This is a genomic window from Nonomuraea sp. NPDC052129 (assembly GCF_040680095.1).
Lineage (GTDB): Bacteria > Actinomycetota > Actinomycetes > Streptosporangiales > Streptosporangiaceae > Nonomuraea.
Genome location: NZ_JBFAVX010000004.1, coordinates 301,918 through 315,404 on the forward strand (window position 1 = coordinate 301,918; position 13,487 = coordinate 315,404).

Annotated in this window: 9 protein-coding genes; 6 read left to right on the plus strand and 3 right to left on the minus strand. The window is 71.9% G+C overall.

The genetic code is table 11. The features are described 5' to 3' along the window. Nucleotides 1-13 precede the first annotated feature (13 nt). Complete coding sequence (locus AB0L53_RS12705) at nt 14-1,543, minus strand: family 10 glycosylhydrolase (protein WP_363993037.1); 1,530 nt, start codon at nt 1,541-1,543, stop codon at nt 14-16. 117 nt (nt 1,544-1,660) lie between these two features. On the opposite strand from AB0L53_RS12705, the gene AB0L53_RS12710 reads away from it, so the two are divergent. The 3 genes from AB0L53_RS12710 to AB0L53_RS12720 all read left to right on the plus strand — a co-directional run bounded on the left by AB0L53_RS12710 (nt 1,661) and on the right by AB0L53_RS12720 (nt 6,041). Continuing rightward, nucleotides 1,661-3,064 carry a glycoside hydrolase family 3 N-terminal domain-containing protein gene (locus tag AB0L53_RS12710; protein WP_363993038.1) on the plus strand — a complete coding sequence of 468 codons (1,404 nt, stop codon included), beginning with the start codon at nt 1,661-1,663 and terminating at the stop codon, nt 3,062-3,064. Nucleotides 3,065-3,134: 70 nt separating this feature from the next. Further along, nucleotides 3,135-4,028: a MurR/RpiR family transcriptional regulator gene (locus AB0L53_RS12715; RefSeq protein ID WP_363993039.1), complete on the plus strand. Its 894-nt coding sequence runs from the start codon at nt 3,135-3,137 to the stop codon at nt 4,026-4,028. Nucleotides 4,029-4,307: 279 nt separating this feature from the next. Further along, nucleotides 4,308-6,041, plus strand: a complete 1,734-nt coding sequence (locus AB0L53_RS12720; protein ID WP_363993205.1) for a thiamine pyrophosphate-dependent enzyme — start codon at nt 4,308-4,310, stop codon at nt 6,039-6,041. Between the two features lie 43 nt (nt 6,042-6,084). Here the strand turns inward: AB0L53_RS12720 and AB0L53_RS12725 are convergent, their stop codons facing one another. Then, nucleotides 6,085-6,930, minus strand: coding sequence for a bifunctional methylenetetrahydrofolate dehydrogenase/methenyltetrahydrofolate cyclohydrolase (locus AB0L53_RS12725; protein WP_357948558.1), 846 nt, complete (start codon nt 6,928-6,930; stop codon nt 6,085-6,087). A gap of 110 nt (nt 6,931-7,040) precedes the next feature. Here AB0L53_RS12725 and AB0L53_RS12730 point away from each other — a divergent pair, with 110 nt between their 5' ends. The 3 genes from AB0L53_RS12730 to AB0L53_RS12740 are packed head-to-tail and all read left to right on the plus strand — an operon-like array spanning nt 7,041 to nt 13,167. Beyond that, on the plus strand, nt 7,041-11,231 hold the full coding sequence (locus AB0L53_RS12730; protein ID WP_363993040.1) for a glycoside hydrolase family 38 C-terminal domain-containing protein: 4,191 nt from the start codon (nt 7,041-7,043) through the stop codon (nt 11,229-11,231). Beyond that, entirely contained in the window at nt 11,228-12,178 is a 951-nt protein-coding gene (locus AB0L53_RS12735; protein WP_363993041.1) for a hypothetical protein, read from the plus strand. The genes AB0L53_RS12730 and AB0L53_RS12735 overlap by 4 nt, the downstream gene beginning before the upstream one ends. Then, nucleotides 12,178-13,167, plus strand: coding sequence for an ROK family protein (locus AB0L53_RS12740; RefSeq protein ID WP_363993042.1), 990 nt, complete (start codon nt 12,178-12,180; stop codon nt 13,165-13,167). Before AB0L53_RS12735 ends, AB0L53_RS12740 begins: the two co-directional genes overlap by 1 nt. A 46-nt stretch (nt 13,168-13,213) precedes the next feature. On the opposite strand, the gene AB0L53_RS12745 is transcribed toward AB0L53_RS12740, so the two are convergent. Next, nucleotides 13,214-13,396: a hypothetical protein gene (locus AB0L53_RS12745; RefSeq protein ID WP_363993043.1), complete on the minus strand. Its 183-nt coding sequence runs from the start codon at nt 13,394-13,396 to the stop codon at nt 13,214-13,216. Between the last annotated feature and the right edge of the window lie 91 nt (nt 13,397-13,487).

Below are 13,487 nucleotides of genomic sequence, written 5' to 3' on the forward strand. Positions count from 1 at the left end.
GCACTCCTTCTGGCTAGAGGACCCGGAACCCGTTGCTCGGCTTGCTGGTCCGGTTGGCCCGGTCGACGGCGACCACGTAGTAGTGATCCCCACGCTTGCCCTCCGGGTCCACCCAGTGCACCTGCCGGTCGCCCGGCAGCACCGCGACCAGGTTGCGGGCGTCGGCGAACGCACCGGACGCGGCCTTGCCGGGGAACCGGAAGATGGCGAACTGGAAGGGCTCGTGCCGATCCGTCGCGACCGCGCGTACCTCCACCCCGCCGTGCTTCCGCAGCGCGTACGCCAGCACCGGCCGGTGCGGCGCCTCGCCACCCGCCAGCCTGGTCAGCACCGGGGCCAGGGCGGGCCGGGTGTAGTGGTCGTTCACGGCCGTGCTGATCGAGCCGATCCGGTCGGCCCGCAGGTCGTTGGCGTTGTACCAGATGTCACCGCTGACCGGGGGATTGTCCCGGTTGAGGGTCAGGTGCTTGGACAGCTCGGCCGGGTTCTGCCATTCGGGCGCGGTCTGGGCGGGGTCGCCCGCCTTGTAGGCGGCCTGGCCGATCCAGAGCAGCGTGCCGGTGCCGTTCGCCACGTCGGACCACCACGGGACGAGCTTGGCGTAGTCGGCCGGGGGCTGCCCGATGTACCAGTAGAGCTGGGGTGCGATGTAGTCGAGCCAGCCCTTCTTCACCCAGCCCCTGGTGTCGGCGTGCAGGCTGTCGTACGACTGACCGCCGCTGGTGTCGGAGCCGAGCGGGTCGCTGGCCTTGTTGCGCCAGATGCCCGACGGGCTGATGCCCCAGGCGATCTCCGGCTTGACCGCGCGCACGCGCTGCTGCATCTCCGAGACCATGAGGTCGACGTTGTTGCGTCGCCAGGTGGCCAGGTCCGGGAAGCCGGCTCCGTGCTGGGCGAAGGCGGCGCTGTCGTCGAAGGCCGTGGTGTTCGTCGGGTAGAAGTAGTCGTCGAAGTGCAGGCCGTCGATGTCGTACCGGGTGACCGCGTCCATGATCGCGTCCTGGCAGAACTTCCGCACCTCGGGCATGCCGGGGTTGTAGTAGAGCTTGCCGCCGAACGGCAGGATCCAGTCGGGGTGCTTGCGTCCCGGGTGGTCGGGGTCCAGCTTGGCCGGGTCGGCCTGCATCGAGACCCGGTACGGGTTGAACCAGGCGTGGAAGGCCAGCCCGCGCTTGTGCGTCTCCTCGACGATGAAGCCCAGCGGGTCGTAGCCGGGGTCCTGCCCCTGGGTGCCGGTCAGCCATTGCGACCACGGTTCGAACGGCGACGGCCAGAACGCGTCGGCGGTCGGCCTGATCTGCACGAAGACGGAGTTCAGCTTGCGCTGTACGGCCAGGTCCAGCCAGGCGAGGTATTCGGCCTTCTGCTGCTCGACGGTCAGCCCGGTCTTGGACGGCCAGTTGATGTTGACCACGGAGGCGATCCACATGCCGCGCATCTGACGCAACGGCGGGACGTAGTCTGCGGCGAAGGCGGGAAGCGGTACGACGGAGGCGGCAGCGGCGAGGGCGAGGCCCTTCAGTAACGTCCTTCGGCTGGGCATGGGGGGTTTGGCCTCTCGGAAGTGGTTGTGTCGAGGGCGACGATGACAGAAAATTACCTTCAATTCAACAATCGTGAAGGAAAATGCCGCATGTCCCCTGACCTGTACCGACTAGCGATGACAGTGCTCCAGCCAGGCTATGAAGGCACGTCGGCTCCCGACTGGTTGCTCAGGGCGCTCGGCGAAGGACTCGGCGGCCTGGTGCTGTTCGCCCGCAACAACCCCGGGCAGCAGCTCGTCCAGCGGTTTCGCGCCGAGAACCCGGGCGCCGTCGTCGCGATCGACGAGGAGGGCGGGGCGGTCACCCGTCTGGAGGTCACCTCCGGCAGTTCCTTCCCGGGCAACCGGGCGCTCGGCGTGGTGGACGACGTGGCCCTGACGGAGCGCGTGGGCCGCCAGATCGGCCGGATGCTCGCCGAAGCCGACATCACGCTCAACTACGCGCCGTCCGCCGACGTCAACGCCAACCCCGCCAACCCGGTGATCGGTGTCCGCTCGTTCGGTCCGACCGCCGACCTGGTCTCCCGCCACACCGTGGCCTACGTCAACGGGGTGCAAGGCGCCGGGGTCGCCGCCTGCGCCAAGCACTTCCCCGGCCACGGTGACACGGTCACGGACTCGCACCTGGCGCTGCCGACCGTACACGCCTCGCGCGAGCTGATCGACGAGCGCGACCTGCCGCCGTTCAGAGCCGCGATCGCGGCCGGGGTGCGCTCGGTCATGTCGGGCCATCTGCTCGTCCCCGCCCTGGACTCGGCGATGCCCGCGACGCTCAGCCATACCGTCATGACCGAGCTCCTCAGGGGCGAGCTCGGCTTCGACGGGATGCTGGTCACCGACGCGATCGAGATGCGGGCGGTGGCCGCGATGTTCGACCCAGGGGAGATCGCGGTCCGCGCGCTCGGCGCGGGCGTCGACGCCATCTGCGTGGGCCTGTCGACCGAGCGGAGCCTGCTCGACATCCGCGACGCGATCGTGGCCGCCGTTCATGCGGGCGTGCTCCCGGAGGAGCGCCTGGCTGAGGCCGCCGCCCGGGTCCTCGCGCTGTCCGACTGGTACGCCCGGCAGTCGGCGCTGCGCGACAAGGCCCGCGCCGACGTCGACGAGGGCGCGGGCCTGGAGGCCGCCAGGGCCGCGCTGACCGTGACGGGGACGGCCACCTTGACCCGGCCGCCGCTGGTCGTGGAGGTCAACACGCGCTTCAACAAGGCGGTGGACCCCTCGACGCCGACCGGCATCACGGCGGCGCTCAGCACGCTGTTGCCGGGGACCACGCGGATCCAGATGGAGCCGGAGGGTGAGCTGCCGCCGTTCGACGACCGGCCGGTCGTCCTCGTGGTGCACGACGCCGCCCGTTATCCGTGGGTACGGGAGACGGTGGCGCGGGCCGTACAGGTGCGGCCGGAGGTGATCGTCGTGGACACCGGCATTCCTGGCACGCCCGACGGGGCCGCGCATCTGGTCACGCACGGCATCTCGCGCGTCTCGGCGCAGGCGGCGGCCGAATGGCTGACCCGGTGACCGGGCGTCTCCGTCTATCGACGGGCTGGCCATTGGCGGCCTGGTCATTGACGGCCTGGCTGTTGACGGCGTGGGCGGGCTGGCTATCAACGGGCTGGGCGGGCGGATGAACGAGCCGGCCAACCCCGTGGCCGCCGTCCGTGCGGTGCTGCCGTCTCTGACGCCGGCCGCCCAGGCTATCGCGCGCATCATCCTCGCCGACCCCGGCGTGGTCGTTCGGAGCACGATCACCGAGTTCAGCGGGGTGTCCGGGACGAGCGAGGCGACGATCGTACGCACTGCCAGGGCGCTCGGTTTCGCCGGCTACTCGCAGATGCGCTTCGCCCTGGCCGCCGCCGTGGCAAAGGAGCCCGAGCGGCTGGTGCCCGGCGACCTCGGCCCCGACGACCCGCTCACCGACGTCATCGCCAAGGTGGCGAGGGCCGAGTCGGAAGCGCTGGCCGACACGGCGGCCCAACTCGACCCCGAGCCGCTCGGGGAAGTCGTCACGGCCATCGCGAGGGCCCGGCGGGTGGACGTGTACGGCGTGGCGGCCTCCGGGCTCGTGGCGGCCGACATGTCCCAGAAGCTGCTGCGGATCGGCCTGTCCAGCCACCCCTTCAGCGACGCCCACCTGGCGCTGACCAGTGCGGCCCTGCTGCGGGCGGGCGACGTGGTGGTGGCGATCAGCTGCGGCGGCGAGACGCCGGACGTACTGGACCCGGCCCGCACGGCCGCGGAGGCGGGGGCGCTGGTGGTCGCGATCACCAACAATCCGCGGTCGTCGCTGGCCGGGCTGGCCGACTACACGCTGGTGTCGGCGGGTCGGGAGACCGCGTTCCGGCCTGGGGCGCTGGCCAGCCGGATCAGCCAGCTCCTGATCGTCGACTGCATCTTCGTCGGGCTGGCGCAGCGGACGTACGACACGGCCGACGCCGCGATCCGCGCCACGAAGGAGGCCACGGACCGCTACCGGCGCCGGTAATGATCCCCCGGGGTCCGTCACACGACCGTCTCGATCCTTGTGACGGTCCGTGGTGGTTGGGGTCCTCGGAGAGGGATACCCCTTTCGGGGGAGAGGAAGACGGGTCTGTCGTGGCTGGGGTCCCCAGGCAGGGACGCCCCCTCCGGGGAGACGAGAACGACGGTCTACCTGGGATAACGGGTGATCGTGCTATCGTCGTCACTCACGGTGATCATGGGCCGGGAAGCAGGCTCGGCCGGACGCTGTGAGACACACGGTGAGCGGACCCAGGCGGGCACGGTGAGCGCGGTGAGCACAGTTCGAGAGGCCACGTTCGAGGTGCTGCGGCGGTTCGGGCTGACCACGATCTTCTGCAATCCGGGCTCGACCGAGGTCGCGCTGCTGACCGGGCTGCCCGACGACCTGCGGTTCGTGCTGGCCCTGCATGAGGGGTCGGTGGTCGGCATGGCCACCGGGTGGGCGATCGGGCACGGGGCGCCGGCGCTGGCCGTGCTGCACACCGCGGCGGGTTTGGGCAACGCGGTCGGCGCGATCGCCACCGCGCGAGCCAATCGGGTGCCGCTGGTGATCCTGGTCGGGCAGCAGGATCGTCGCCATCTGGCCTTGGAGCCGTTCCTGGCCGGACGGCTGGCGGGGCTGGCCGGGGACTATCCGGTGTGGGTCGACCAACCGGTGCGGGCACAGGACGTGCCAGGGGCCGTGGCGCGGGCCTTCCACGAGGCGGTCACGTTCCGGGGGCCCGCGCTGGTGGTGGTGCCCTTGGACGACTGGGCGGCGCCGTTCAAGGACGAGACGATCGCGGCGCCGACGCGGCTGCTGCGGCCGGCCGCCGTGTCGGACGAATCGCTCGTACCCCTGGCCGCGCTGCTGTCCGACGCCCGCTCCCCGGCGATCGTCGCGGGCGCCGGCGTGGGCGTGAACATGGGTGGGGTCGCTTCGGGGCCGTCTGGTGAGGGCGCGGTCGCCTCGGGGCCCTCCGGTGGGGACGCGGGCGCGGTCGCCTCGGGGCGGTCCGACGAGAGCCTCGCCCTTGCGGGCTCAGGTGTTCGGGGGGCGGGGTGGGCGGCGGTGGTGGCGCTTGCCGAGCGGTTGGGGTGTCCGGTCTGGCAGGAGTCGTTCGGCGCCATGGCGGGCTTTCCGCAGGACCATCCGCAGTACGCCGGGGTGCTGCCCGCCGATCGCGGCCGCCTGCGCGCGGCGCTGGCGGCGCACGACGTGGTGCTCGCCGTGGGTGCCCCGGTCTTCCGTCAGTACCCGTTCGACACCGGTCCGCTGGTCGAGCCAGGTACCACTGTCGCGCTCGTCACCGATGACCCGGCCGAGGCGCACCGCAGTCCGGCCGACCTGGCCTATCTCGCCGCCCCGGCTGCCGTCTGTGAGCGGCTGGCCGTACTCGTGCCCGCCAGGCCCGCTCCGCTGCGGCCCGCGCCCGATGGGCCCGAGTTGCCCTCGGAAGGGGAGATTCTGCGAGCCGCGCACGTCCTGCACCAGCTCGCCAGGCGACTGCCCGCCGATGCGGTGCTCGTCGAGGAGACGCCGTCGTCACGTCCGGACCTGCACCGGCTGGTCCCGGCCCGTAACCCGCTCGGCTTCGTGTCGGCCGCCATGGGCGGGCTGGGGTTCGGCGTGCCCGCGGCGGTCGGCCTGCGGATGTCGCTGCCCGACCGGCCGGTGGTCGCGGTGGTGGGCGACGGGTCGGCGCTGTACGGGGTGCACGCGCTGTGGAGCGCGACCCACTACCGGGTGGGCGCGCTGTTCGTGGTCCTCGCCAACGGTCGGTACGCGATCATGGACCGGCTGGCCGACAAGGCGGGCGGCAAGGCACCGTGGCCCGCGTTCACCGAGGTCAGCATGGGCGGGATGGCCCGGTCTCTGGGCTGCGCGGCCAAGCGGGTGGACACGGCGGAGGAGCTCGCCGCGGTGCTCGATGAGGTGATGCCCACGCTCGTAGACCGCGAGGAGCCCCTGCTGCTTGAGGTGACCGTCGCCGTGGACCCCGACTTCCAGCCATAAGAAGCTTCCAGCCGTAAGAAGTACGCCCGGCCTGCCGACGAGGTCAGGCGCGTTCGGCTGCCTCGACCACGTTGGAGAGCAGGAGGGCGCGGGTCATCGGGCCGACACCGCCGGGATTGGGGGTCAGGAAGCCCGCCACCTCCGCCACCTCGGCCGCCACGTCGCCGGCGATCTTGCCGTCCACTCGCGAGACGCCCACGTCGAGCACGGCCGCGCCCGGCTTGACCATGGCCGGGGTGATGAGGCCGGGCACCCCGGCGGCGGCCACCACGATGTCGGCGTGGCGGACGTGCGCGGCCAGGTCGCGGGTGCCGGTGTGGCAGAGGGTGACCGTGGCGTTCTCGCTGCGCCGGGTCAGCAGCAGGCCGAGCGAGCGACCCACCGTGATGCCGCGTCCGACCACGGCCACCTCGGCGCCCTTGATCGGCACGCCGTACTCCTGGAGGAGCAGCACGATGCCGTGCGGCGTGCAGGGCAGCGGCGCGTCGACCATGTGGACCAGGCGGCCCAGGTTGACCGGGTGCAGGCCGTCGGCGTCCTTGGCCGGGTCCATGCGCTCCAGCAGCGCCATCGTGTCGAGGTGGCGGGGCAGCGGGAGCTGGACGATGTAGCCGGTGCACTCCGGCGAGGCGTTGAGCTCGTCGATGGCCGCCTCGACCTCGGCCTGGGTGGCGTCGGCCGGGAGGTCCACGCGGATGGAGGCGATGCCTACCTCGGCACAGTCGCGGTGCTTGCCCGCCACATAGATCTGGCTGCCGGGGTCGTCGCCGACCAGCACGGTGCCGAGACCGGGGGTGATGCCACGCTCCCTGAGCGCGGTCACCCGCGTCGTGAGGTCGGCCTTGATCCTGGCCGCGGTCGCCTTGCCGTCGAGTTTCACTGCGCTCATGTCTCGCAATCCTTCCACGAGTTCGCTGGGAGCGGTGATGACATCGTTGTCATGGATCTTGGAAGGGCATATGGTGACGTCACCGCCTATGTGCCCACTAAGGAGTCGTCTTGCCTGCTCACTTGCTGTCCGCAGAGTCGACCGACCTGTTCGTCGGCACGGCGGAGCGTCCGTACCAGGTGCTCAAGGTCACGCTGGAGCCGGATGGGCAGGAGACGCCGCTCGACGTTCGCGGACCCGGGGTGTCCTGCGCGGCGCCCGTGAGCGTGCCGCCGGGAGTGGGCCCGGTCACCGTCGAGGTGCCGCTGGAGGTCAGCGTGCCGTACGGGAGCGTGGTGCCCTGCACCGTCACCTTCGGCGACGCGGCGCTCGACGTCGAGGTCACGGCCGAGGAGCCGGGCTGGACGATGTACATGGTGTCGCACTTCCACTACGACCCCGTCTGGTGGAACACGCAGGCCGCCTACACCAGCCCCTGGGAGCTGCTCTCGGTCGACTCCACGACCCGGCCGCTGTGGGAGCACAACGCGTTCGCGCTGGTCGAGGCGCATATCGAGCTGGCGTTGCGCGATCCCGACTACCGGTTCGTGCTGGCCGAGGTCGACTATCTCAAGCCGTTCTTCGACACCCACCCCGAGCGCCGGGCCGACCTGCGCGCGCTGCTCGACGAGGGCCGGGTGGAGCTTCTCGGCGGGACGTACAACGAGCCGAACACGAACCTGACCGGCGCCGAGAGCACCATCCGCAACATCGTGTACGGCATCGGCTACCAGCGCGACATCCTCGGCGGCGACCCGCGTACGGCCTGGCAGCTCGACGTGTTCGGGCACGACCCGCAGTTCCCCGGCTACCTGGCGGCGGCCGGGCTGACCGGCAGCGCGTGGGCCCGGGGGCCGTTCCACCAGTGGGGGCCGATCAGCAAGAACTTCAGGGAGGCCAAGAACGACGCCTCCCTGATGCAGTTTCCGAGCGAGTTCGAGTGGATCTCGCCGTCGGGACAGGGCGTGCTGACGCACTACATGCCCGCCCACTACTCGGCGGGCTGGTGGATGGACTCCTCGCCGTCGCTGGAGGAGGCGACGCGGGCGACGTACGAGCTCTACCGCTCGCTGAAGCCGGTGGCCGCGACCCGGAACATCCTGCTGCCCGTCGGCACCGACTACACCCCGCCGAACAAGTGGGTGACCGACATCCACCGGACCTGGGCGGCCCGGTACGTCTGGCCCCGGTTCGTCTGCGGCACGCCACGGGACTTCCTCGACGCGGTGCGCGGGGAAATATCGGCTTTTAGCCCGCAGACACGGGATATGAACCCCATCTATACCGGCAAAGACGTCTCGTACATCGACACCAAGCAGGCCCAGCGCGCGGCCGAGGTGGCGGCGCTCGACGCCGAGCGGCTGTCGGCGTTCGCGTCGCTGCTGGGGCTGGGCGGCTACCCGCACACCGCGCTGGACAAGGTGTGGCGGCAGCTGGCGTACGGCGCGCATCACGACGGGATCACCGGCTCCGAGTCGGACCAGGTCTACATCGACCTGCTGACGGGCTGGCGCGAGGCGCACGATCTGGCCGCCGACGCCCGTGACCGCGCGCTGGACGCGCTGCTCGGCCAGATCTCGCTCGACGGCCGCAGCGTCGTGGTCACCAACACGCTGCCGTTCGCGCGTGACGGCCTGGTGCGGGTACGTCTCGCGCCGGGTGAGCGGGTGGAAGGCGAGCTTTCGGCGATTGATGTCCCGGCTATCGAGGAGGACGGCACGCTGGTCTTCCTGGCCAAGGACGTGCCGTCGATGGGCTGGCGGACGTACCGGATCGTCGAGGGGCCGGCCGACACCTGGCAGCCGCTGCCCGGGACCGCCATCTCGAATGACCGGTGGCGCGTCGTCGCCGATCCGGCGCGCGGCGGCGGTCTGGAGTCGGTGTTCGACCGCGCCTCGGGCCGCGAGCTGCTGTCGGGGCTCGGGAACGAGCTGCGGCTGTACGACGAATATCCGACACACCCGGACATGGGCGAAGGGCCGTGGCACCTGCTGCCGACCGGTCACGCCACCGGCTCCGGCGAGACCGCCGCAGTGGCCGTACACGCCTCGCAGAGTCCCCTCGGACAGCGCCTGACCATCACCGGCCAGGTGGGCGAGGTGTCCTATGAGCAGATCATCACGCTGTGGACCGGTTCGGACCGGGTCGAGTTCACCACCCGCGTGCTCGACTACACCGGCGCCGACCGGCTGCTCCGGGTCCGCTTCCCGGCTCAGGTGGCGGGCGCGCTGCCGGTATCCGACGTGGCGGGCGCCGTGGTGGGGCGCGGGTTCGCGCAGCCCGAGGTCGACACCGCCGAGCACCCGTGGACGCTCGACAACCCGGCCAACACCTGGTTCGGGCTGTCCGCCACGGCCAGGGTGGACCTGGGCGAGGCGGGCGCGCGGGCGCTGGGGGTCGCCGAGGTGGTGGTGCCCACTCTGGAGGACGCGCCCGGGGCCCGTTCGCTGGTGGTGGCCCTGGCCCGCGCGGGTGTGACCGCCACGACCTCGTCCGCCTCCGGCTCCCGGTACGGCTGGCTGGACGTCGACTCGAACCTGCCGGACGTACGCATCATCCTGGGCGGCCCGGACACCAACCCGCTGGCCGCCGAACTACTCGACCGCAGCGACCCGGCCTTCCTCGACGCGCTCAAGTCCGGGGCGCCGCTGGTCTGGGTACCCGCCGAACGGCCGCTGGCCGAGGTGTGGCAGCCCAGCGCCGACCTGCGTGACGTACGCGCGCTGCCCGCGCTCATCGTCGCCGGGCCGGTGGAGGCGCTGGTCGCGGATCTGGCGGATGCCGTGATCTCCGCCGTTTGCCCGGTGGGCGAGGAGGTGCTGGAGTCTCGTACGGTTGCGCTGCTCACGTACGGGTTGCCGGGGTTCGCGGTGGATTCCGCTGGGGCGTTGCATCTGTCGCTCATGCGGTCCTGTACCGGGTGGCCGTCGGGGGTCTGGCTGGATCCGCCTCGGCGTACCGGGCCTGATGGGGCGGGGTTCCAGGTGCAGCACTGGACGCACGAGTTCTCGTACGCGCTGGCCGGCGGGGACGGCGACTGGCGGGCGTTGCGGCTGCCGGCGGCGGGACAGGAGTTCATCACGCCGATGCTGGCGCGGGAGGTCGCACCGGCCGCTGACGGCACGTTGCCCCAGGTGCACTCCCTCCTGCGGGTGGAGCCCGCCAGGGACGTCCTGCTCGGCACCATCAAGGCCACCGGCAACCCGCACGCCCACGGCTTGTCCCCCACTGACGGCCTGTCCTCCACCAGCGCCCTGGCGCCCACCGACGGCGTCACCATCCGGCTCGTGGAGTCGACCGGGCTCGGTTCGCGGGCCGCGATCGAGTCGCCGGTACTGGACCTCGGTGGCCTCATCCACGCCGACCTGCTGGAGCGGCCCGGCGACCCGGTGACCACGCTCGACCTGGCCGGGGCCGAGGTCGCCACCTACCTCGCCCCCGCCCCGCCGCGGCCCGCGCGCCCCGACCTGGGCGCCACCGCCGAGCAGGCCCAGCCCGTCTACAGCCGCTACTGGCTGCACAACAAGGGGCCCGCGCCACTCGGCTACCTCCCGGTGTCGATCGCCGTCACGCCCGGTCTCGTCACACCCGTCGCGGCCTCACAGGGGGCCGTCGAGGTGACGGTCGTGGTGTCGTCTCATCTCGTCGACGCGCCGCACGAGGGCGTGGTGGACATCCGTGTCCCGGACGGCTGGAGCGCCACGCCCGCCCAGCGCGCCTTCCGCCTCGAAGCCGGCGGCCACCTCCGCTTCCCCGTCACCGTCACACCCGCCCCCGGCCAGGGCCTGTACTTCGTCTCCGCCCGCACCTCGGTAGGCGACCAGCTGGTGGAGGACGTCGCCACCATCGCGCTGGGCGAGGTGCCCGAGCTGCCCGTCGAGGGCGCCGTCCCGAACATGCGCGACGCGTTCAACGGGACCCAGGCCACCGAGGGCCGCGCGACCGGCCTGTCCGTCACCGCCGTCACGGAGTCGCTCTCCCTCCGCCCCGGCGACCGCACGTCTCTGGTTGTACGGCTGGCGAACACCACCTCCGACGAGATCCGCGGCGAGTCCCAGCTCGCGGCCCCCTGGGGCTCGTGGGAGCTCCTGCCCACGGTCATCCAGGGCTTCACCGTGGCGCCGGGCGAGACTGTCGACGTGTCGTTCCCCGTGGAGGTGCCGTACGACATGGCGGCCGGGCACTTCTGGGCACTGGCCAAGGTCATGTGGTACGGCCGCTGCCAGTACGCCCCCGCCGTCCGCTTGGAGGTCTCCCGATGAACCACGCTCTCACCGATACGGCGGGCGGTCCCGTACTGGAACGGCCCCCCGCGACCGGGGCAGGCGGTCCCATGCTGGAACGGCCCGCCGCGACCGGGGCAGGCGTTCCTGTACGGGAGCGGCCCGCCGCGACCGGGGCGGCCACCGCGCCTGGCGTGGGCGCGGTGATCGGCTGGGTCGGCGGGCGGCCGATCTCCCGTGAGCCGCTGGACCGGCGGGTCCGCGAGCTGCGCGACAGCCCGCTCAGCGCGGCGCTGCCGCTGCCGGGCAGCTCCGAGGACCGGCAGTTGGCCAGGTGGCTGACGCAGGTGATCCTCACCGAGGCGCTGTGCGAGGACGAGGCCACGGCCCGCGGGCTGTCGCCGGTGGAGGTCGGGCGGCTCGACCCGCTGGCCGCCGTGGAGCTGGGGTCGATCAACGCCTCCGCGTACAACGGGAGCCCGTGGGTCCGCGCGCTGTTCGAGCACCTGACGGCCACGGTCGAGGTGCCACCGGAGTGGCGGTCGCCGACGACGGCGCAGGGCGCGCCACAGGCGACGGCGGACGGGACGGCACCGGAGACGGCACAGGAGGTGGCCTGGCATGTCGTACGCCATCGGGTGTTCGCCGACCATGCCGAAGCGGCCGCCGCCACGGCCGACGATCTGGAACCGCTGGGACCGGTGACGCTGGGCTCCCTGCCTGCGGCGATCGCCGACGCCATCCCGAGCCGGCCGTATGGGATGGTCGTCGGTCCGGTCGAGGACGCCCTGGGCTGGCACGTGGCGGTGGCCCAACCGGCGCCCACCCCAGCCCCCTCCCCCGGTGCGGTCTCACAGCGGGAGGCCGCACGGCGGCGGATGTTCGCGCGGTGGCTCGACGAGTCGCGGGCCGCCAAGGTCGAACTCGTGCCCGGACTGGAACATCCTGGCGATCCCCGCCAGCCCGACAACCACCACAAACACTGATGGCCCGCGTACTCGCCATCGACATCGGGGGAACCAAGCTCGCCGCCGCGCTGGTGGACGAGACGGGTTCCATGCTGCGTTCCGCGACCCGGCCCACGCCGCGTACGGACGTCATGGTCGCTCTGGCGGCGCTGATCGAGGAGGTGACCGGGGACGGTCCGGCGCCGGAGGCGGTCGGGATCGGCTGCGCCGGGCCGCTGGACCTGGCCGCCGGGACCGTCAGCCCCGTCAACATGCCGAGTTGGCGCGGCTTCCCGCTGCGTGACGAGGTCCGCGCGCTGACCGGCCTGCCGACCATGCTGGCCGGTGACGCGCAGTGCATGGCGCTCGGGGAGCACTGGCTGGGGGCGGGGCGCGGGAGTTCTTCGCTGCTCGGGATCGTGGTGTCGACCGGGATCGGCGGCGGCCTGGTGATCGACGGCGTCCCGCTTCTGGGCCCCAACGGAAACGCCGGACATGTCGGTCACATGACCATCGACCCGTACGGCGAGCGCTGCGAATGCGGCGGGCGCGGCTGTGTCGAGCACTACTCCAGCGGCCCGAACCTGGCCCGCTGGGCACTGGCCAACGGCTGGACCCCGGGCCGCCCTGACGGGCTGGACGACCCGGCCCACGCGCTGGACGGCACGGCCGGCGCGCAGAACAGCACGGCCAGTGGGCAGAACGGCGCGGCCGACGCGCGGGCGCTGGCGCGGGACGCGGCGGGTGGGGATCCGGTGGCGGTGGCGGCGTTCGAACGGGGTGCCAGGGCACTCGCCGGCATGATCGCCTCGACCGCGGCAGCGGTCGAGCTCACCAAGGTGGTCATCGGCGGCGGCGTCTCAGCGGCGGGACCGGTCCTGTTCGACCCGTTGGCGCGGGCGCTGGACGACGTGGCCGGGCTGGCGTTCGTCAGGGCGGTGAAGGTGGAGCCGACCACGCTGGGGGTACGGGCCGGACTCGCCGGAGCCGCGAAACTCGCCTGGAGCCAGTCCCGTACAGCCGCCTGAGATGTTCAGGTACGGCCGCCTGAGACGCTCAGGCGGCCGGGCGGGGCTACTCGTGCTCGGCGGTCTGGGCCGCGCGCCGCTCGATGATGCGGCGGGTGAACGGGATGACCTCCACGACGCGCGCCCCGAGGTAGGCGCCGAGGAAGGCGAGCACCACCAACATGACCGGGCTGGTGGCGATCCCGTTCATGGTCACGAAGGCATACAGAACCGAGTCGAGCGGCGCCATAAGGAGTACTCCCGGAGAACGGACGAGCGGCAAGGCCCACAGCGTAACCGGACATTACTTATGCTTGTGCGCAAAAGGGCGGGTTCATACC

Coding starts and splice junctions, on each gene's coding strand:
- AB0L53_RS12705 (WP_363993037.1), bottom strand. CDS start 1,543: ATGCCCAGCCGAAGGACGTTACTGAAGGGCCTCGCCCTCGCCGCTGCC.
- AB0L53_RS12735 (WP_363993041.1), top strand. CDS start 11,228: ATGAACCACGCTCTCACCGATACGGCGGGCGGTCCCGTACTGGAACGG.
- AB0L53_RS12710 (WP_363993038.1), top strand. CDS start 1,661: ATGACAGTGCTCCAGCCAGGCTATGAAGGCACGTCGGCTCCCGACTGG.
- AB0L53_RS12725 (WP_357948558.1), bottom strand. CDS start 6,930: ATGAGCGCAGTGAAACTCGACGGCAAGGCGACCGCGGCCAGGATCAAG.
- AB0L53_RS12745 (WP_363993043.1), bottom strand. CDS start 13,396: ATGGCGCCGCTCGACTCGGTTCTGTATGCCTTCGTGACCATGAACGGG.
- AB0L53_RS12740 (WP_363993042.1), top strand. CDS start 12,178: ATGGCCCGCGTACTCGCCATCGACATCGGGGGAACCAAGCTCGCCGCC.